At 64.8% G+C, this 18,998-nt stretch carries 17 protein-coding genes and 1 tRNA gene; 12 read left to right on the plus strand and 6 right to left on the minus strand.

Translation table 11 applies throughout. The features are described from left to right. Nucleotides 1-71 precede the first annotated feature (71 nt). The 3 genes from BN972_RS04620 to BN972_RS04630 all read left to right on the plus strand — a co-directional run bounded on the left by BN972_RS04620 (nucleotide 72) and on the right by BN972_RS04630 (nucleotide 4,758). Nucleotides 72-1,094 carry a YlbL family protein gene (locus tag BN972_RS04620; RefSeq protein WP_036353429.1) on the plus strand — a complete coding sequence of 341 codons (1,023 nt, stop codon included), beginning with the start codon at nucleotides 72-74 and terminating at the stop codon, nucleotides 1,092-1,094. 86 nt (nucleotides 1,095-1,180) lie between these two features. Next, complete coding sequence (locus BN972_RS04625; RefSeq protein ID WP_036353432.1) at nucleotides 1,181-4,165, plus strand: UPF0182 family protein; 2,985 nt, start codon at nucleotides 1,181-1,183, stop codon at nucleotides 4,163-4,165. A 65-nt stretch (nucleotides 4,166-4,230) separates the two neighbouring features. Then, entirely contained in the window at nucleotides 4,231-4,758 is a 528-nt protein-coding gene (locus BN972_RS04630; RefSeq protein WP_036353434.1) for a cupin domain-containing protein, read from the plus strand. Here BN972_RS04630 and BN972_RS04635 read toward each other — a convergent pair. Both BN972_RS04635 and BN972_RS04640 read right to left on the minus strand, forming a co-directional pair. Continuing rightward, a complete protein-coding gene (locus BN972_RS04635) occupies nucleotides 4,755-5,381 on the minus strand; it encodes a TetR/AcrR family transcriptional regulator (RefSeq protein ID WP_036353436.1) in 627 nt (208 codons plus the stop codon). The two genes, BN972_RS04630 and BN972_RS04635, sit on opposite strands and share 4 nt — an antisense overlap. A 21-nt stretch (nucleotides 5,382-5,402) precedes the next feature. Further along, entirely contained in the window at nucleotides 5,403-6,317 is a 915-nt protein-coding gene (locus BN972_RS04640) for a GlxA family transcriptional regulator (RefSeq protein ID WP_036356517.1), read from the minus strand. 179 nt (nucleotides 6,318-6,496) lie between these two features. Between BN972_RS04640 and BN972_RS04645 the strand changes: the two genes are divergently transcribed. Both BN972_RS04645 and BN972_RS04650 read left to right on the plus strand, forming a co-directional pair. Then, a complete protein-coding gene (locus BN972_RS04645; protein WP_036356519.1) occupies nucleotides 6,497-7,147 on the plus strand; it encodes an HD domain-containing protein in 651 nt (216 codons plus the stop codon). 15 nt (nucleotides 7,148-7,162) lie between these two features. Next, nucleotides 7,163-7,867 carry a nitroreductase family protein gene (locus tag BN972_RS04650; protein ID WP_036353439.1) on the plus strand — a complete coding sequence of 235 codons (705 nt, stop codon included), beginning with the start codon at nucleotides 7,163-7,165 and terminating at the stop codon, nucleotides 7,865-7,867. Between the two features lie 18 nt (nucleotides 7,868-7,885). On the opposite strand, the gene BN972_RS04655 is transcribed toward BN972_RS04650, so the two are convergent. Beyond that, complete coding sequence (locus BN972_RS04655; RefSeq protein ID WP_036353442.1) at nucleotides 7,886-8,596, minus strand: alpha/beta fold hydrolase; 711 nt, start codon at nucleotides 8,594-8,596, stop codon at nucleotides 7,886-7,888. After that, on the minus strand, nucleotides 8,593-10,044 hold the full coding sequence (locus tag BN972_RS04660) for an aldehyde dehydrogenase (RefSeq protein WP_036356522.1): 1,452 nt from the start codon (nucleotides 10,042-10,044) through the stop codon (nucleotides 8,593-8,595). The genes BN972_RS04655 and BN972_RS04660 overlap by 4 nt, the downstream gene beginning before the upstream one ends. Here BN972_RS04660 and BN972_RS04665 point away from each other — a divergent pair. From BN972_RS04665 to BN972_RS04690, 6 genes are all read left to right on the plus strand, one after another. Further along, nucleotides 10,010-11,173, plus strand: a complete 1,164-nt coding sequence (locus BN972_RS04665; RefSeq protein WP_235192364.1) for a helix-turn-helix domain-containing protein — start codon at nucleotides 10,010-10,012, stop codon at nucleotides 11,171-11,173. The two genes, BN972_RS04660 and BN972_RS04665, sit on opposite strands and share 35 nt — an antisense overlap. Continuing rightward, nucleotides 11,166-12,497, plus strand: coding sequence for an FAD-dependent oxidoreductase (locus BN972_RS04670; RefSeq protein WP_099050995.1), 1,332 nt, complete (start codon nucleotides 11,166-11,168; stop codon nucleotides 12,495-12,497). The genes BN972_RS04665 and BN972_RS04670 overlap by 8 nt, the downstream gene beginning before the upstream one ends. An 11-nt stretch (nucleotides 12,498-12,508) precedes the next feature. After that, complete coding sequence (locus BN972_RS04675) at nucleotides 12,509-13,414, plus strand: SAM-dependent methyltransferase (protein ID WP_036353445.1); 906 nt, start codon at nucleotides 12,509-12,511, stop codon at nucleotides 13,412-13,414. A gap of 203 nt (nucleotides 13,415-13,617) precedes the next feature. Next, entirely contained in the window at nucleotides 13,618-14,055 is a 438-nt protein-coding gene (locus BN972_RS04680) for a hypothetical protein (RefSeq protein ID WP_036353448.1), read from the plus strand. A gap of 5 nt (nucleotides 14,056-14,060) precedes the next feature. Beyond that, entirely contained in the window at nucleotides 14,061-14,654 is a 594-nt protein-coding gene (locus BN972_RS04685; protein ID WP_036356530.1) for a UbiX family flavin prenyltransferase, read from the plus strand. Next, nucleotides 14,651-16,204: a UbiD family decarboxylase gene (locus tag BN972_RS04690; RefSeq protein ID WP_051545041.1), complete on the plus strand. Its 1,554-nt coding sequence runs from the start codon at nucleotides 14,651-14,653 to the stop codon at nucleotides 16,202-16,204. Before BN972_RS04685 ends, BN972_RS04690 begins: the two co-directional genes overlap by 4 nt. Here the strand turns inward: BN972_RS04690 and BN972_RS04695 are convergent. Next, nucleotides 16,201-17,406, minus strand: coding sequence for an RtcB family protein (locus BN972_RS04695; RefSeq protein ID WP_036353454.1), 1,206 nt, complete (start codon nucleotides 17,404-17,406; stop codon nucleotides 16,201-16,203). The genes BN972_RS04690 and BN972_RS04695 overlap by 4 nt on opposite strands. A 142-nt stretch (nucleotides 17,407-17,548) precedes the next feature. On the opposite strand from BN972_RS04695, the gene BN972_RS04700 reads away from it, so the two are divergent. Next, nucleotides 17,549-17,625: transfer RNA gene (locus BN972_RS04700), tRNA-Met, on the plus strand. A gap of 74 nt (nucleotides 17,626-17,699) precedes the next feature. Here BN972_RS04700 and BN972_RS04705 read toward each other — a convergent pair. Further along, nucleotides 17,700-18,998 (minus strand): cytochrome P450, encoded by a 1,299-nt coding sequence (locus BN972_RS04705; RefSeq protein WP_051545043.1) that lies wholly within the window; start codon nucleotides 18,996-18,998, stop codon nucleotides 17,700-17,702.

The following is an 18,998-nucleotide window of genomic DNA, read 5'->3' on the forward strand; positions in this document are numbered from 1 at the left end:
ATCAGAAAGCGCGGTCCCCGGTCACGCTCGCAGCTGAACTGGTCTGTCCGGTGCCGTCTAAGGTGAGCGGCGTGAACAGGCGGATTTTGACCCTGATGGTCGCGCTGGTGCCGATCGTGGTGTTCGGCGTGCTCCTGGCGGTGGTGACGGTGCCGTTCGTGTCACTGGGCCCCGGTCCGACGTTCGACACTCTGGGCGAGGTCGACGGCAAGCAGGTCGTCCAGATCGAGGGAACCCAGACGCATCCGACGTCGGGCCACCTGAACATGACGACGGTGTCCCAGCGCGACGATCTGACTCTCGGTGAAGCCCTCACGCTGTGGATCTCCGGGCAGGAGCAGCTGGTGCCGCGGGACCTGATCTATCCGCCGGGCAAGTCGCGCGACGAGGTCGACAAGGCCAACAACGCGGACTTCAAGAACTCCGAGGACAGCGCCGAGTACGCCGCACTCGGCTACCTGAAATATCCCGAAGCGGTCACCATCGCTTCGGTCAGCGAGGGCGGCCCGTCGGTGGGCAAACTCAAGCCCGGCGATGCCATCGACGCCGTCGACCGCACCCCGGTCGCCAACGTCGAACAATTCACCGCGTTGCTCAAGAAGACGAAGCCCGGCCAGGCGGTGACGATCGACTACCGTCGCAAGAACGAGCCCGCGGGCGTCGCGCAGATCACGCTGGGCACCAACAAGGACCGCGATTACGGGTTCCTGGGGGTCGCGGTGCTGGATGCGCCGTGGGCGCCGTTCTCGGTGAGCTTCAACCTGGCCAACATCGGCGGGCCGTCCGCCGGCCTGATGTTCAGCCTGGCGTTAGTGGACAAGCTCACCACCGGCGACCTGGCCGGTTCCACGTTCGTGGCCGGTACCGGAACGATCAGCGTTGACGGCAAGGTGGGGCCCATCGGTGGCATCACCCACAAGATGGCCGCGGCCCGGGCGGCCGGGGCCACCGTGTTCCTGGTGCCCGCGAAGAACTGCTACGAGGCGGTTTCGCAGATTCCGTCGGGGTTGAAGCTGGTCAAGGTCGAGACGCTGGGTTCGGCGGTGGACGCTCTGCATGCGATGACGTCTGGCGGGCCCACCCCGAGTTGCTAGCCGCGTTGCTGATCGGGCCATCCGGCCCGACCCGCCCGGTGCGTAGAGTTGTGACCGTCGGGGAAACAGAGCAGGGAGCGTAACCAGTGGGAATGCGGCCGGCCGCCAGGATGCCGAAGCTGACCCGGCGCAGCCGGATTCTGATCCTGATCGCACTGGGTGTGATCGTGTTGCTGCTGGCCGGTCCGCGTCTGATCGACGCTTACGTCGACTGGCTGTGGTTCGGTGAACTGGGCTACCGCTCGGTGTTCACCACGGTGCTGGTCACCCGCATCGTCGTGTTTCTGGTGACAGGCCTGTTGGTCGGCGGCATCGTGTTCGGCGCGTTGGCGCTGGCCTACCGGACTCGGCCGGTGTTCGTCCCGAGCAACGACAACGACCCGGTGGCCAGGTATCGCGCGGTTGTGCTGCAGCGGTTGCGGTTGATGGGCATCGGTGCGCCGGCCGCCATCGGTCTGCTGGCCGGGGTGGTGGCACAGAGCTACTGGGTGCGGATCCAGCTGTTCCTGCACGGCGGGGACTTCGGGATCAGGGACCCGCAGTTCGGTAAGGATCTCGGGTTCTACGCATTCGAGTTGCCGTTCTACCGGCTGGTGCTGAGCTACCTGTTCGTCGCGGTGTTTCTGGCTCTCATCGCGAGTCTGGTGGCGCACTATCTGTTCGGCGGAATCCGGTTGTCCGGGCGCGCCGGTGCGTTGAGCCGCTCGGCGCGGATCCAGCTGATCAGCCTGGTCGGTGTGCTGGTCTTGCTGAAAGCCGTTGCCTACTGGCTGGATCGGTACGAGCTGCTGTCGCACACTCGCGGTGGCAAGCCGTTCACCGGCGCCGGTTACACCGACATCAATGCTGTGTTGCCGGCGAAGCTGATCCTGATGGCGATCGCGCTGATCTGCGCGGCGGCGGTGTTCTCCGCGATTACGTTGCGGGACCTGCGGATTCCGGCGATCGGGTTGGTGTTGCTGCTGCTCTCATCGCTGATCGTGGGTGCCGGCTGGCCGCTGATCGTCGAGCAGATCAGCGTCAAACCCAATGCGGCGCAGAAGGAAAGCGAATACATCAGCCGAAGTATCACCGCTACCCGGCAAGCATACGGCCTGACGCCGGACGTGGTGACCTACCGCAACTACACCGGTGACGGGCAAGCGACGGCGCAACAGGTCGCCGCCGACCGCGCCACTACGTCCAACATCCGGCTGCTCGACCCGACCATCGTCAGCCCCGCGTTCACCCAATTCCAGCAGGGCAAGAACTTCTACAACTTCCCCGACCAGCTCTCCATCGACCGCTACCTGGACCGCAACGGCAACCTGCGTGACTATGTCGTTGCTGCAAGGGAACTCAACCCGGACCGGCTGATCGAGAACCAGCGCGACTGGATCAACCGGCACACCGTCTACACCCACGGCAACGGGTTCATCGCCTCGCCGGCCAACACCGTGCGCGGCGTCGCCAACGACCCGAACCAGAACGGCGGCTACCCCGAGTTCCTGGTCAACGTCGTCGGCGCGAACGGCGCCGTGATCTCCGACGGTCCGGCGCCGCTGGACCAGCCGCGGGTCTACTTCGGACCGGTTATCTCCAACACGTCGGCCGACTACGCGATCGTCGGAAAGACCGGCGCCGACCGCGAATACGACTACGAGACCAGCACCGAAACCAAGAACTACACCTACACCGGCGGGGGCGGGGTTCCGATCGGCAGCTGGCTATCACGCAGCGTGTTCGCCGCGAAGTTCGCCGAGCGAAACTTCCTGTTCTCCAATGTGATCGGCAACAACAGCCGAATCCTGTTCAACCGCGACCCCGCCCAGCGAGTGGAAGCGGTGGCGCCGTGGCTGACCACCGACAGCTCCGTGTACCCGGCGGTCGTCAACAAGCGCCTGGTGTGGATCATCGACGGCTATACGACACTAGACAACTACCCGTACTCCGAACTGACCTCGCTGTCGTCGGCGACCGCGGACTCCACCGAGGTGGCATTCAACCGGCTGGCCCCGGACAAGAAGGTGTCCTACATCCGCAATTCGGTGAAGGCGACTGTGGATGCCTATGATGGCACCGTCTCGCTCTACCAGCAGGACGAGAACGACCCGGTGCTCAAAGCCTGGATGCGGGTCTTCCCCGGAACCGTCAAGCCCAAGAGCGACATCTCGCCCGAGCTCGCCGAGCACCTGCGCTATCCCGAAGACCTGTTCAAGGTACAGCGGATGTTGCTGGCCAAGTACCACGTCAACGACCCGGTGACGTTCTTCTCCACGTCGGACTTCTGGGACGTGCCGCTGGACCCGAATCCGACCGCCAGCAGCTACCAGCCGCCGTACTACATCGTCGCGAAAAACATTGCAAAAAACGACAATTCGGCGTCGTATCAGTTGACCAGCGCGATGAACCGGTTCAAACGCGACTATCTGGCCGCCTACATCACCGCCAGTTCCGATCCGGCCACCTACGGCAAGATCACGGTGCTGACGATTCCCGGCCAGGTCAACGGTCCCAAGCTGGCCAACAACGCGATCACCACCGATCCGGCGGTTTCCCAGGACCTCGGTGTCATCGGCCGCGACAACCAGAACCGGATCCGCTGGGGCAACCTGCTCACCCTGCCGGTGGGCCAGGGTGGCCTGCTCTACGTCGAACCGGTCTACGCCTCACCGGGTGCCAGTGACGCGGCATCGTCGTATCCGCGCCTGATCCGGGTGGCGATGATGTACAACGACAAGGTCGGTTACGGTCCCACCGTGGGTGATGCGCTCACCGCGTTGTTCGGACCGGGAGCCGGTGCCGCCGCCACCGGAATCCAACCGACCGAGGCCGGGGCCCCGGCGAGTCCGCCGGCGAACCTGCCGCCACCCCCGTCGGCCGGGCCTGGGGCGCCTCCGCCGACGGCGGCCGTACCGCCGCCACCGGACGGTGCGCAAACCCTTTCTCCGGCTAAAGCCGCTGCGCTGCAAGAGATTCAGGCTGCCATCGGCGCCGCGCGGGACGCCCAGAAGAAGGGTGACTTCGCCGGCTACGGGTCCGCGCTGCAGCGGCTCGACGAGGCCATCACCAAGTTCAACAACGCCAGGTGAACCCCCTCGGGTGCGAGTCTGGGCGTCCGCATGCCATTGGATATAGGCTAGCTATAATCAATATTATGCAGCTAGCCCATTTGAGATCCAGCGCTGTCCTGCAGCACCTGGCGCAGACCCCTGCGGGCCCAACCCTCGATGTCTTCGGCGGCACAGTCGAATTCGTCAGCTGGTCAGCCGAGTTCTGCGTGATGCGCGCGGTGCTGCCGCCGGGCGGTGTCGTCGCGTTGCACCGCCACCCCGACGCCGAAGACTTCCTCATCCTCTCCGGACGGCATCAGGTCCTCGTTTCCGACGGGGACAACCTGGCCTGGCGCGACGCGGTTGCGGGAGACTATGTGCGCATCCCGGGCAACGTCATGCATGCTCATCGCAACGTCGATGACGAGCCGGCCGTCGACCTTGTGGTCACCACGCCCAAACTGGGCCGTTTCTTTCTCGAAATCGGTCGGCCCGCAACGGATTCACCGCAGCCACGCACGTCCGAAGAAGTCGCCCAGTTCGTCGCGACATCCATTGAATACGGCTACGTGCTGGGTACGCCCGAGGAAAACGCCGCTGTCGGGATCGATCTACCGGCCTTCACCGGTTAGGCCAGCAGAGCCGCGCGGGCCTGCGACAGCAACCACTGCTCGGCCCGATCCCACGACCATCCGCACTCCGTCACCAGGACCTGCCATGCCTCCCGGCCGAAACAGAACCACAGAATGTCGGTCGCCACGGCTTGCGTCATTCCGGCCGGCAACGCGTGCAGGGTGCGTAGCCGCCGGGCGATCTGGGCCAGCGCCTGCCGATAGCCGGCGTCGGACCGCTGCAGGATCGCGGTGGCGTTCTCGTCAACCGCCGCAGCATGTTTCATCACCGCGATAATGTCGCGGTAGCGCTCGTTGTCGGTGCGCACACCGCGCGCGCTGACACGCAGCACCTCGTCGCCCGACTTGCTGTGGCGCACCGCCGTGAGGGTCTCTCCGACAATCGGGTCCCCCATCGCCTCCTCGATGAGTGTCGCCAGGATCGCCGCCTTGCCGCCGGTGCTGGCATACACCGTGGGTACCGCCAGGGAGGCTTCGGTTGCGATGTCATTGACGGTCACCCTGCCGTAGCCGCGCTCGAGGAACAGGCGCATCGCGGCTTCCAGGATGGTTCTGCGAGTGTCCAGCGCGGCTTTGGCCCGCAGGGTCGATGTGTAGCGGCGTGTGGACTTGGCCGGCCCCATCACTTTCTCCTCGCAGAGCAATCAGCCGCGCGACGCGGTGCGAAATCTCTCCCGGTAGGCCTTCGGCGAGACGCCGAGATGGTCGACGAACACCCGCCGCAGGCTTTCGGCACTGCCGAACCCCGCCAAGCGTGCGGTGTCGGCCACCGTGCGGCCGGCGTCGAGGGCCGCGCGGGCGGCATCGATGCGCACCAACTCCACATAGCGGGCCGGCGTGGTGCCCAGCTCGGACTGGAACAGCCGGGTCAGTTGCCGAGTGCTCAAAGAAGCCCGCGCCGCAAGAGAGTTCACACTGTGGTTGGCTGCCGGGTCGGCCGAAATCGCATCGGTGACCTTGCGCAGCGGAGACTCCGGCGGCGGATCGGCCTCGACGAGCACCGAAAATTGCGACTGGCCGCCCGCGCGCTTGAGGTACACGACCAGCCAGCGGGCCACGGCGCGAACCAGGTCGGTGCCGTGATCCGCTTCGACCAGGGCCAACGCCAGGTCGATGCCGGCCGAAATTCCGGCCGAGGTGAAGATATCGCCGTCGCGGACGAAAATCGCGTCCGGCTCGACGGTGACCTTGGGGAAGGCCCGAGCGAACAACCGGACGTCATGCCAGTGCGTCGTCGCGCGCCTCCCGTTGAGCAGGCCGGCCTGCGCCAGGATGAACGAGCCGGTGCAGATCGACGCCAGCCGCTTGGTCCGGCCCGCAACGGATCTGACCGCCTCGACGAGCGCGGGGTCAATCGGCCGCCGGGGCAGGTGGTCGCTGCCGGCGACCATGACGGTGTCGGCCGACTCAATCGAGCAGATGGCGTCGGTGACGCCCAGCCGGGTGCCGATTGAGGTGACGACGTCGCCGCCGTCGACCGATGCGATCTTCAACCGGTAATCGGCGCCGAACCGGTTGGCCTCGGCAAAGACCTCTCCCGCGCCCGCGACGTCCAGCATCGTCACGTCGTCGAAGACGACGATGACCACTACCCGGGGAGAGCCACTGACGTGGGTTGCAGGCGGCACCCTCCCATTCTGCTGACCGGTGTCGCGTTTTGTGGGATTCACGGCACAAAAGCCACGAACCAAACGGAGTGCAACGGCTCACACTGGTCACACCAACCGAGGAGGAACCCATGACCACTCACTCGATCGAAGCCGTAGCCGGCATCATCATCCCCGACACACCGCTGGTACGCGAGGTCACCGAATACATCCGCGACGTCGAAGACGATCTGCTCTTCGATCACTCCCGACGGGTGTTCCTGTTCGGCGCGCTGCACGGCCGCCGGCTGGGTCTGCAGCCCGACCTGGAGCTGCTGTACGTCGGTGCGATGTTTCACGACATCGGGCTGACCCCGCGCTACCGGACCTCCATGTTGCGCTTCGAGGTCGACGGCGCCAACGCGGCGCGCGACTTCCTGCTGGAACGCGGCTACGACCCGGCCGACGCCGAGAAGGTCTGGCTGGGCATCGCCCTGCACACGACGCCTGGGGTGCCGGAATTCCTGGACCCCGAAATCGCTTTGGTCACCGCCGGTGTCGAGACCGACGTGCTCGGCATGGGCCGCGAGGACTTGGTACCCGAGGCGCTGGAGGCGGTGACGGCGGCACACCCGCGACCGGACTTCAAGAATCGCATCATCGCGGCGTTCAACGAGGGCATGAAGCACCGCCCGGAGAGCACCTTCGGCACCATGAACGACGACGTGCTCGCGCACTTCGACCCGAACTTCAAGCGGGCGAACTTCGTCGACATCATCCGCAACAACAGCTGGCCCGAGTAGTGGAAGGAGTGACCGATGGATGTCTATGAGGCGCTGTACACGACCAGAATGATGCGGCGGTTGCGTCCGGACCCGATCCCGTTGGACACCCAGGCGCGGATCCTCGATGCGGCCGTTCGCGCGCCGAACGGCGGTAACACCCAACGCTGGCACTTCGTGGCGGTGGACGACCCGAAGCTGAAGGGTGAGTTCGCCCAATTGTTTCGGCAGGCCCGCGCGCTGGAATATGAGAAGTTCAGCAGCGGGACGGGACCGATGGCAGTGGCGGCCCCCGGCGTGGACGCAGCCGCGCACGCCGAGAACATGCGCCGGATCAAGGGCTCGGGAAACTACCTCGCCGACCACTTCGAGGAGATTCCGTTGTTGCTCTTCGTCTTTGCGATCGACGATCTCGGTGGTGCCAACATCTATCCGGCGATCTGGAGCGCGCTGCTCGCCGCGCGTGCCGAGGGGGTCGGCGGTGTCATGACCATGGTGCTCCGCAATTGCGAGGACAAGGTGAACGAGTTGCTGGGCGTGCCGGTCGAGCAGGGTTGGAAGATGTCGGCCATGCTGGCCATGGGCTACCCACGGGGCCGGTGGGGTGTTGCAGCAAACCGGCTTCCGGTGCAGGAGGTCTCGTCCCGAAACCACTGGGATGCGCCATTCGGTGTCGAGGTGCCACAGCCGTTGTGGCCGCCGCAGGATGGCCCCGAAACGGTTCTGACGGCCGTGGGATAGTTTTTCCCGCAACGCTTTTCAGGCCGCCAGGATTGCTTCGGCAATCTCATCGGGATGGGTCAGCATGGCGTTGTGGGTGCCCGGCACCGGGATCGGTGGCACATTGAGCCGGGCCGCGAACTCAGCCGCGGGCCACTGCAACGCCTGATCGTACTCGCTGGCGAGATAGGCGACGGGAATGCCAAGCGTCGCCGCATCGACATCAAGTGCATCGGTGAAGTAGTGGCCGGGCTGCGGGGTGAGCAGGTCGGCCACCAGCCGCTGCAGTTCGGGTGCAACGTCTTGCATGAACCCCCGCTGCACGTCTTCTAGCGTGGCCGGGATGGAGCCGGTCGGTGATGCGGCGATCAACCGCAGATTCTGCTCGCGCAGCTCCGGTGGGTCGTCGTCCACCAGGCTTCTGCCCCGAACCGGTATCTGCGCATTCAGATACACGACCTTGCGGACTTGCCCGGTGAGTAGCCGCGCCGCGCCGGTGGTGGGATAGCCACCCCAGCTGTGGGCGACGAGGACCACGTCGTCGACCGGCAGGCGACGCACCTCGCCCACGATGTAGTCGACCGCATCGCTAAGCCGGTGCATCGAGGGATCATCACCGTCGTTGAGGCCGGGGAGCGTCAGAGTGACCGCCTGATACCCCTGCGCGCGAAGCCGTTTGGCCACCGGCTGCCAGGACCATCCCCCGTGCCAGCTGCCGGGGACCAGGACGTACGTTGCCGGCGGGTTCATCGTGCCGCGGCGGCGCCGGCCGCGTGGAAGATCGACTTGGTCGTCTGATAGGCGGCCAATCCCTCGGGCCCGAGCTCACGGCCGAAGCCGCTGGCCTTGATGCCGCCGAATGGTGCACCCAGGTCGGGCTGATACATGTTGATGCCGATGGTTCCCGTCCGGACGGCACCGGCTACCTCAGTCGCCCGCGCCTCGTCGGATGACCACACGCTGCCCGCAAGGCCGAACTCCGAATCGTTGGCGATGTCGATCGCTTCGCGGTCCGACTCGTAGGGGATCACAGACAGCACCGGCCCGAAGATCTCCTCGCGAGCGATTCGCGCCGAGTTGTGCACGTCGGCAAAGATGGTCGGCGCCACGTACCAACCGCGCCGACGATCGGAGGGTATACCGCCGCCCGCCACGATTCGCGCGCCTTCGGCTTTGCCGATCTCGATGTAGTTCAATACCCGTTGCTGCTGGCGCGAACTGACCATCGGGCCGATCTCGACCGTCTCGTCGAGCGGGTTCCCGACGACCAGCGCGTCGGCCATCGCGGCCAGCGCGTCGACGAATTCCCCGTAGCGACTGCGCGGCGCGAGGATCCGCGTGCTGGCATAACACAATTGGCCGTTGTTGCCGAACGACACCGTCCGCAGGCCTTGGACGGTGGATTCCAACTCGGCGTCGTCGAGGATGATGGCGGCAGACTTCCCACCCAGCTCCAGCGTTATCGGCCGGACAAGTTGCCCGCAGGTCTGCCCGATGAGTCGTCCGGTGTCTGTCGATCCGGTGAACGCCACTTTGTCAATGTCGCGGTGACTTACCAGGTACGCGCCGACCTCACGCCCGGCGGGAACCACATTGAGAACGCCGGGCGGTATTCCCGCGTCTTCGGCTGCCTGCGCGATAGCCAACGCGTCCAGCGCTGTCTCGGGCGCCGGTTTGAAGACCACGGTGCAGCCGGCCGCCAGAGCCGGGGCCAGCTTCATCGTCGCCAGCAGTTGGGGCACATTCCATGGGACGATGGCGCCCACCACGCCGATCGGCTCCCGCCGCACCAGGGTGTGCCCGGCCGGACTTGGCCTGAATTCCTCGACGTCGAGCGTGTCTACGAGTCCGGCGTAGTAGCGGAAGATCACCGTCGGCAGGAAGCCGTTCGCTTGCCGGGAGTATGTGATCGGGGCGCCCGTCTCCCGGGTGCACAGCTCACTGGTATGGGGCGCGAGTGCCTCGAGGGCGTCGGCCAGTCGATAGATGGCTTTGGCGCGGTCGGTGGCGGTCATACCGCGCCAGCCGGGCAGCGCGCGCCGGGCCGCATCCACGGCGTCGTCGATATCACCGCGGGTCGCACTCGCTCCGAGCCCCAGGACTGTTTCCGTCGCAGCTTCCAACACCGGCTCAACGTTGCCGGCGTCGCGGAATTTCCCGTCAGTGAACAGCTTTCCCTCGATCAAATCCACTGCAATCCTTTCGTCGGTCACCCTTCTACCGGAGGTGCGCCTACCGGCGCGTGTCTGTGGTGTGTGCCATGTACATGCGGTGCGAATCGATTTGACATGTCGTTATCTGAGGGAAAGCTGTCGCATTGCCTGGCCTCACCGGGTCGGCGCCGACCCCAAACTGGCACTTGTGATTTCGCGATCATTCACCCATTCCTCGTGCTCCCATACGGCGGCCGCGGCACCCGAGAACATCGCGGGTGCCGTGGGGTTCGCCCCTCACAAGCGCATCACGTCTGCGAGCCATGCTGTGTCGGCAGCGATCTGGCGCTTTCACGGCGATTCGGTCTACGAATTGCGGGGACCGGCCCGGGAGAGCATCGACTTGGTATCCCTTGCGCTTAGTGGCAACCACCACCACACCTACTTCGCGAATGGCCGGAAGAAGTGGAGTCGCCCGCATCCGCCCTTCCACATGAACCTGGTCGCGGCCGGCGAACATCCCAGAGGCATCTTCAGATCCGAGCGGCCGTTCAGTTACCTGCACGTGTATTTGCCGCACAGGCTGGTAGAACGCGTCGCCGCGGAGAGCGGTGTGCTGAAGTCAGCCGGCTCCGTAGCCCTCATCGATCCGATGTGTTCGCGCGATCCGTTCGTGGAAAGCATCGGCCGTCAGATCGTTCGCGAGATGAGCTATCCGGACGCATATTCGGCTATGACGATCGACCTGCTCGCCCAGCATCTGGTCGTTCGCCTGATTCGGGAGCATTCCAGCCTTTCCGGCACGATTCCCAGAAGTGCCAGAAGTGTTGCACGATACCGTGATTGGCGATTGAAACGGCTGGTCGACTACCTCGAAGCCCACCTGTCCGATGATGTCGTCCTCGACGACCTTGCCGAACTGGTCGGACTTTCAGCGGCACGCGTGGCAACTCTGTTTCGTGAAGGCATGGGCGAGCCGCCCCATCGGTGGTTGATGAACCGCCGTGTCGCCAAGGCGTGTGAGCTGCTGGGCAACCCCTCGTTGAGTATCGGCGAGATCGCGCAGCAATGCGGGTTCGCCAGTCCGCAACACCTGGCCACTGTGATGCGCCGGCTGCTCGCCACCACACCGACCGAGTATCGGGCGAGCAAGCTTGGAGCTGAGAGTGTCTGAATCGAAAGGTAGTGCCGTAGTACTCGGCGCGGGCATCGCCGGACTGCTTGCCGCGCGGGTACTCGCCGATTTCTACGGAGACGTGACCGTCGTCGAGCGCGATGTATTGCCCAACGGACCGTTGAATCGTCGGGGAGTGCCCCAGGGTGGGTTGCCGCACATCCCGGCGGCACGAGCCACTCAAAGTATGGAAAAGCTGTTTCCTGGCTTCCTTGCCGACCTTGTCGCCGGCGGTGCGCGGGTCTGGAACGACGGTGATCTGTCGCGGCTTTGCATGAACTTCGGCGGGCACCAACTGTTGCGGTCTGGGAGCATTCCGGACCCGGAATCAATCGTCGTCCACTACGCGCATCGGCCCTTTCTCGAATGGCAGCTGCGTCGCCGCGTGCAGGCCATTCCCAACGTGACGTTTGCCGAGGCCCACGACGCGGTGCGCCTGACGTCGACCGGGCAGCGCGGCCGGGTCACCGGCGTCGTGTTGGCGCGGCGCGACTCCGGTGCCGAACGAACCCTGGCGACAGACCTGGTGGTGGACGCCACCGGGCGCGGCTCCCGGACGCCGGTCTTCTTGGAGCAATTGGGCTATCGCCGTCCGCCGGAAAGTGAACTGAAGGTGCACGTTACCTATTCCGGCCTGCCGATCTACGTGGCGCCCGGCAGCTTGCGCGAGAACATCACCCTCACCGCGGCCGAACCCAACCGCCCACTGGCGTTCGCGATGTTCGCCGGCGAGAACGATAATTACATGTTGGCGGTGCAGACGCTGGCCGGGCATCCGGCGCCCACCGACCGTTCTTCGTTGTTCGCCTGCCTCACAGGTGTCGCGCCCCCTCATGTGCTGGCGGCCGCGCGGTCCGCGGAACCCCTCGCCGACGTCATGCAATACAAGTTCCCGGCGAACCGTTGGCGCCGCTACGACAAGCTGACCCACACACCCGATGGCCTGATCGTTATGGGTGACGCCATGTGCACCTTCAACCCGCTCTACGGCCAGGGCATGTCGATCGCCGCCATCGAGGCATTGATCCTGCGCGATTGTCTGCGCAACGGTGACGACGACCTGCCGCGGCGATTCTTTCGCCGCGCGGCGAAAGAAGTGGGCGTGGCTTGGCAGATGGCGGTGAGTTCTGACCTTGCGCTGCCGCAGATCGCGGGGAAGCGAACCGCGTCGGTCCGGATCCGAAATGCAGTCGTTGATCGCATGGTTACCGCGGCGCAAACCGATCCGCTGGTGTTTCAGCGGTTCCTGCACCTGATGAATATGGTCGGTCGCCGCGGGCCGCTCACCATCGCATCAACGTTGCTGCGCACCGCTATTCGATGAGAAGGGACAACATGGCACGAAGTGAGAACGACACCTGGGACCTCGCGACGAGCGTGGGTGTGACAGCCACCATGGTCGCTGCGGCCAGGGCGGCGGCCAGCAGGCAGCCAGATCCGATCATCAATGATCCCTACGCCGCACCACTGGTCTGCGCCGCGGGTGTCGATTTCTTCGCCCGGCTAGCACGCGGTGATCTCGAGTATTCCGATCTCGGAAGTGCTTGGATCGCTGACTTTTTCGCGGTAAGGGCGCGTTACTTCGACCAATTCTTCCCGGATGCGACGGCCGCCGGTATCCGGCAGGCGGTGATCGTCGGATCGGGGCTGGATTCTCGTGTCTACCGGCTGGCATGGCCTGCGGGTGTGGTGGTCTACGAGATCGATCAACCGGCGGTGCTTGAGTTCAAGAGCTCTACGTTGGCTGAAATCGGGGCGCGTCCGTCGGTGGAATTGCGCACGGTGGGAACCGATCTGCGCCAGGACTGGCCAATAGCGCTGCGCCAGGCCGGCTTTGACAGCTCGATGCCCAGCGCGTGGATGCTCGAGGGACTGATGATCGGATATCTTCCTGGTGACGCACAGAATCGGATGCTGGACGACATAACCGCGCTCAGCGCCCCGGGCAGCCGTCTGATCGCCGACCATTTGCCCCGCGGGGCCCGGTCCATCGGAACCTTGATGGGGGCGGTCGCGGAAACCTGGCGGCAGCACGGCCTCGACGCCGACTTCAGCGGGCTGACGTATACGCATGAACGCAATGACGCAGAGGACTATTTGCAAACGCACGGCTGGGCCACCAGCTCCCGCGAGTTGAGCGACCTGCTGCAGGCGGCGGACGTCCCGGTGGGGGACATGGACACCAGCCCCAACGGGCAGGGCGCGATCAGATATTTGCTGGCCGCGCGAACCGCTCCGTGACCCAAAGTGTGGGAAAGACGTCTGGTTGCCCTAAGTAGGTGAGCGGCCCGGGCGCGCATGCTTGACGCATGAATTCGAAGTCCCGATCGGTACCGCGATGGTGTATCGCGGCCTCGTGCGGAAGCGTTTGGGCGACCGTGCTGCTCGGCCGGGATTCGAATGCGAAAAGTCCGGCACCGCAACGGGTAGAGGAGGCGGCTCCCATGACCGAGACACAAGTGACGGGCCGGCGGTTGGTCTGGCATGGCATGGTGCTATTCCTGATCGGCGTAGTGACCGGCACCCAGCAACGCCGCTTCACCAATATGCGCATGGCGCTTTCGGCGCACCTGGAGGGGGTGATGAACGGCACCTTCCTGATCGTGCTGGGTGCGATCTGGACCCAGGTCAAGCTGCCGCCCAACCTCGGCCGCGCGGCCCGCTGGACGACGCTGTACGGCACCTACGGCAACTGGCTGTTCACCACCATCGGCGCCGCGCTCGGCACCGCCGCCGCCAATCCGACCCTGTCCCAAGGACATCACGGCAAGCCATCACAGGAACGATTCGTTCTGTTGGGTTTCCGCAGCATGCGATACGCGTTTCTGGCCGCGCTGGTGCTCATTGTTTCGGGCTTGACCCGTGGACTTTCCGAGGAGTGATCATCATGCGCTTGGTAGTTGGCATGACCGGTGCAACCGGAGCCGCCCTGGGTATCCGGCTGCTCGAAGTTCTCCGCGACCTTGACGTTGAAACCCATCTCGTCCTGAGCGATTGGGCTCGCGCGACGATAAAGATGGAGACCGACCACACCGTCAACGACGTCCGGGCATTGGCGTCACACGCATACAGCGCCCGGGACCTCGCCGCCGGCATTTCCAGTGGCTCCTTCCGCACGGACGGCATGGTCGTCTGTCCGTGCAGCATGAAAACCCTGAGCGCCATCCGGATCGGCTTCAGCGACAACCTGATCACCCGTGCGGCCGACGTGACGCTGAAGGAGCGACGGAAGCTTGTCTTGGTCGCGCGTGAGGCGCCGCTGAGCGAGATCCATCTGGACAACATGCAGTACCTGGCACGGATGGGCGCGGTGATCTTCCCACCGACGGTGGCGTATTACGCGCGGCCCACCTCCATCGCTGAGGTGACGGATTACGTCGTCGGCCGGGTCATCGATCAACTCGGCATCGAGCACGACCTGATCAAACGCTGGAAGGACGGCGTGAACGGCACGCGATCGGTTGTAGGGGTGACATCATGAGTGAACCGGCCGCACCGGACCTGCGCAGCTGGCTGGCCACCCTAGAGGCCGCGGGTCAACTGCGCCACATCACGGCTCGCGTCGACTGGGACGAGGAAATCGGCGCGATCACGCGGGCGAATCTGTCCCTCGGTGGTCCCGCGCTGCTGTTCGAGAACATCGTCGGCCACGAAAACACCCGGTGCACTAAGTTTCTGACGTCGGCGATCGGAAACCGTTGTCAGATCCGGCTCATGCTGGGTCTGCCGCCGAACGCCAGCGATGCAGCCGTAGTCCGTCACCTCAAAGACGCTTTCCGGCAACCGGTTGCACCACGCATCGTGGAAACCGGTCCGGTCAAGGAGAACATCGTCTCCGCCGATGAGATCGACCTCTGGCAGTTTCCGGCGCCGAAATGGCATGCGGCAGACGGCGGTCGGTATATCGACACGTTCTGCGGCGTCGTAACCGAAGACAAGGTGACCGGCCGCGACAACATCGGCGTCTACCGCGGCATGATCGTCGACCGCGACAAGATCGCCAAGCTGTTGGCACCCATCCAGGGCTGGGGCGGTCATCTTCAGCAGTACAAGCCCGAGCCGATGCCGGTGGCCATCGTCTACGGCTGGCACGACGTGTTGCCGTTCTGCGCCGGCAGCCCGTTCCCGAAGGATGTCTGCGAATGGGACATGATGGGCGCGCTGCTCGGCCGGCCGGTGGAACTGGTGGCATGTGAAACGGTCCCGCTGCACGTCCCTGCCAGCGCGGAGATCGTCGTTGAGGGTTATCTCGACCCTGACCCGGCCACGTATCTGCCCGAGGGGCCGTTCGCGGAGTACCCGGGTTACCTGGACGGCCACGCGGCGCCGACACCGGTGCTGCGGGTCACCCGGATCACCCATCGCGACGATCCGGTGTTACGGGGTTCGTTGGAGGGCATGCGGCCGGGATTCCTCGTCGAAGACTCGATGATCAACTACGCGCGCTCGGCGATCGCCTGGAACTTGCTCGAAAGCGCCGGGGTTCGCGGCGTGACCGATGTGTGGATGTCGCAGGTGTCGAACGGCACCAACATCGTCGTCCAGGTCCACAAGGCCTACCGCGGACACGCGCAGCAGGTCGCCGCCGCGCTTTGGGGCACCAGCGGATCCATCTGGTTCTACAAGAACGTGATGGTCGTCGAGGAGGACATCGACATCCACGATCCGGAGGCACTCGACTGGGCGATGGCCTACCGTGTCAACGCCGGCCTGGGCGATATTTCGTTTTACGGGCCCACCCTCGGCTCACCGCTGGACCCTTCCACGCCACCGGAGAAGGCGGACATGGCCAGATACGGCAGTGGCGAATGGACGCGGGTGCTCATCGACGCGACGCGAAGCTGGGAGTTTGAACCGCGCCCGGAGTGGGGTGGACGTCACTATCCGGCGATCAACAAGCTCTCGCCGGCGCTGGAGGCCCGGGTCGCTGCCCGCTGGGACGAACTGGGAATCGGCATCCCGTACCTGCGTGCCGACCGCCGTGAACTGCTGACGATGGAACAGCTCAGCAAGCGTCTGCCGGACGTCTAGGTGCCCTTGACGTTCATGATCTGCCGCAGCGAGGTGACGATCTCGACGAGCGGTTCCGCGTCCGCCATCACCTGGTCAATGTCCTTATATGCCTGCGGAATCTCGTCAATCCACGCCTTGCCGTGCCGGTATTCGATACCCACCATGGCGGCGGCCAAGTCCTGCTCGGAGAACAGCTTCTTGGCCTTCGTCCTGCTGTAGCGGCGGCCGGCGCCGTGCGGCGCCGACCACAAGCCGTCGCCATTGCCCTTGCCGCGCACAATGTATGACCGGCTGCCCATCGAGCCCGGGATGATGCCCAGCTTGCCCCTCGACGCGTCGATGGCGCCCTTGCGGGTGAGCCAGACGGTCTCACCGTCGATCTTGGTGGGGACCGTGTAGTTGTGGTGGGTGTTGACGCGGTCTGCTTCCACGTGTTCGGTTGTCACGCCCAGCCATTCGGCGAAGACGTGCACGAAACGGTCCATCATCTCGGCACGGTTGAGGTAGGCGAATCGTTGTGCCCAGTGCAGATCCTTGATGTAGCGGTCGAATTCGGGCGAGCCTTCCTGGAGATACGCGAGGTCCCGGTTCGGCAGCTTGATCAAGGGGTCCTTCGTGCACTGCTGCAGCGCGATGTTGATGTGGCGTTGTGCAATCTTGTTGCCGACGCCGCGGGAGCCGCTGTGCAGGAACAGCCACACGTTGTCGTCGGTGTCCAAACATAATTCGATGAAGTGGTTGCCACCGCCAAGAGATCCCAACTGCTCCATCCACTTTGGGCTGTGTGACAGGTCGACGCGCAGCTCTTGCTGCAACTGTGTCAACTCGTCGTGTTTCTCGGCGGTGAACGGGAACCGCTGCAGCGACTTGTTGTAATTGCCAGGTGACAAAGGAATCGCGTCCTCGACCGCACGCCGAAGCGCGGGCAACTTCGGTCGGTAGTCCCCGCCGAACTTCTCCGACAGGTCGGCCTCGGTGAGCCGCGTCTTTGCGGCGACCATTCCGCAACCGATGTCCACCCCGACCGCTGCCGGGATGACCGCGCCTTTGGTGGGGATGACGGTGCCGACGGCCGAACCCTTGCCGAGGTGCGCGTCGGGCATCAGCGCGACGTGCGGATGCACGAACGGCATCGACGCGGTCGTCTTCGCCTGCGCGACGGTCTCGCCCTCGATCTCGGTGGCGAAGCTGACCAGCTTCGGCCCGAGGCGTTGCGACATGGCCGTCTCCTAGGGCGATCTCGAATAGCGCGGGTGTTCCTCGTGGTACTACCCGGTTCTTGATGGCGCAAGCGACCCGTCGTGCGGCTGACCGCGCGATTTGGTCAGGCCCGCTCGGGTTGGGTAACCTTGCGTTTACCGACGCGGGGTGGAGCAGCTCGGTAGCTCGCTGGGCTCATAACCCAGAGGTCGCAGGTTCGAATCCTGTCCCCGCTACCAGCGGAAATGGCCCTCAGGCGCAAGCCTGGGGGCCATTTTCATGCCCGCTGGCCAGCCCACACCCCAATCCGGCGTTACGCCGCGGTCAGTCGAACGGGTAGCCGGGTCGGTCCGCGCAGGGAGCTGTGGGTGGACCATGTCGTGGGGCCCGCGGGTGTGATCCGGCTGACGCGGGTGATGAGTTGTCGCAGTACGGCTTGTGCTTCCATGCGCGCCAGGGGTGCACCGAGGCACATGTGTGCGCCATAGCCGAAGGCAACGTGGGTGCGCGGGTTGCGGTCAGCGCGGTACTGGTCTGGTTCCTCAAATGCTGTTGGGTCGCGGTTGGCCGCTCCGAACGACAGGAGGACGCGTGAACCATTGGGAATGGTGACATCACCGACCTGATAGTCGGCGCGGGTGTAGCGGTAGAGATTCTGGATTGGGGTGGTGGTGCGGAGTTGTTCTTCGACGGCCAGCGGGACGAGATCGGGTTGGGCGCGGATCATTTCGTACTGATCGGGGTGATGGGCCAGAGTGTCGAACATGCCGCCGAGGAGGTTCGTCGTCGTCTCATTTCCGGCGATGAGTAGATGGATTGCGATGAGCAGCAGTTGACGATCGGTGAGGCTGCCGTCGGTGTTGTGTGCCAGGAGTCGCCCGAGCACCGTGTTGGATCCTTTGAGTTCCCCCGCGGTGAACTGCTTGACGAAGTAGCGCTGCAGCGCGGCCATGGCAGTCACGGACCGTGCAGCGCCGATCAGTCCGGGAAGTGTCGGGGTCACGTCCATGACTCCGACGCCGCGTTCGGACCATCGGCGGAAGTCGCCGACGTCATCGTTGGGTATGCCGAGGATCTGAGCTATCAGACGTATCGGCATCGGTATGGCTAACCGCCGCACGACATCACAGCCTGGATTGGCAAGTACGTCACCGACGAGCTCTTCGGCCAGCTGCTCGATCATGCCCTGCCAGGCGTTCATGGCTCCTTTGCTGAAGCCCGGCTGGACTTGTCTGCGCAGGCGCGCGTGCTCCTCGCCGTCGGTGAGCACGGCCAACGGCGCGGACATTCTCAGTCGGGTGACTCCTTGGGAGCTGGTGACCTGGTCGGTGTCGCGCAACGCGGCCCGCACGTCGTCGAGCCGACTGATGATGAAGGTGGCGCGCCGGGGGTTGTAGTGCACCCGTCCACCTCCATGTAGCGCCCGATAGGCGTCAAACGGTTGTGCAGCGGTGAGAGGATCTTGCGGGTCGTAGTCAGTGTTGATTGCGCCTGTCCACCCGGCGTAGCCGCGGCGGCGGGTCCGGACGGCGGCGGCCAGATTCATCCGCGCGGCGTGGCCAAGCAGTCGGGCGCCTTCTGCTGTTCCTTGGAAAGCCTGCTTCCCGGCCAT

Origin of the sequence: Mycobacterium asiaticum DSM 44297, assembly GCF_000613245.1 — a bacterium.
GTDB lineage: Bacteria > Actinomycetota > Actinomycetes > Mycobacteriales > Mycobacteriaceae > Mycobacterium > Mycobacterium asiaticum.

What these genes read in the sequence shown, in the direction of transcription:
- BN972_RS04675 (WP_036353445.1), top strand. Translation starts at nt 12,509, where the DNA reads ATGGCACGAAGTGAGAACGACACCTGGGACCTCGCGACGAGCGTGGGT.
- BN972_RS04680 (WP_036353448.1), top strand. Translation starts at nt 13,618, where the DNA reads ATGACCGAGACACAAGTGACGGGCCGGCGGTTGGTCTGGCATGGCATG.
- BN972_RS04705 (WP_051545043.1), bottom strand. Translation starts at nt 18,998, where the DNA reads ATGGCCGGGAAGCAGGCTTTCCAAGGAACAGCAGAAGGCGCCCGACTG.
- BN972_RS04685 (WP_036356530.1), top strand. Translation starts at nt 14,061, where the DNA reads ATGCGCTTGGTAGTTGGCATGACCGGTGCAACCGGAGCCGCCCTGGGT.
- BN972_RS04650 (WP_036353439.1), top strand. Translation starts at nt 7,163, where the DNA reads ATGGATGTCTATGAGGCGCTGTACACGACCAGAATGATGCGGCGGTTG.
- BN972_RS04645 (WP_036356519.1), top strand. Translation starts at nt 6,497, where the DNA reads ATGACCACTCACTCGATCGAAGCCGTAGCCGGCATCATCATCCCCGAC.
- BN972_RS04655 (WP_036353442.1), bottom strand. Translation starts at nt 8,596, where the DNA reads ATGAACCCGCCGGCAACGTACGTCCTGGTCCCCGGCAGCTGGCACGGG.
- BN972_RS04635 (WP_036353436.1), bottom strand. Translation starts at nt 5,381, where the DNA reads ATGGGGCCGGCCAAGTCCACACGCCGCTACACATCGACCCTGCGGGCC.
- BN972_RS04630 (WP_036353434.1), top strand. Translation starts at nt 4,231, where the DNA reads ATGCAGCTAGCCCATTTGAGATCCAGCGCTGTCCTGCAGCACCTGGCG.
- BN972_RS04695 (WP_036353454.1), bottom strand. Translation starts at nt 17,406, where the DNA reads ATGTCGCAACGCCTCGGGCCGAAGCTGGTCAGCTTCGCCACCGAGATC.
- BN972_RS04690 (WP_051545041.1), top strand. Translation starts at nt 14,651, where the DNA reads ATGAGTGAACCGGCCGCACCGGACCTGCGCAGCTGGCTGGCCACCCTA.
- BN972_RS04640 (WP_036356517.1), bottom strand. Translation starts at nt 6,317, where the DNA reads ATGCTGGACGTCGCGGGCGCGGGAGAGGTCTTTGCCGAGGCCAACCGG.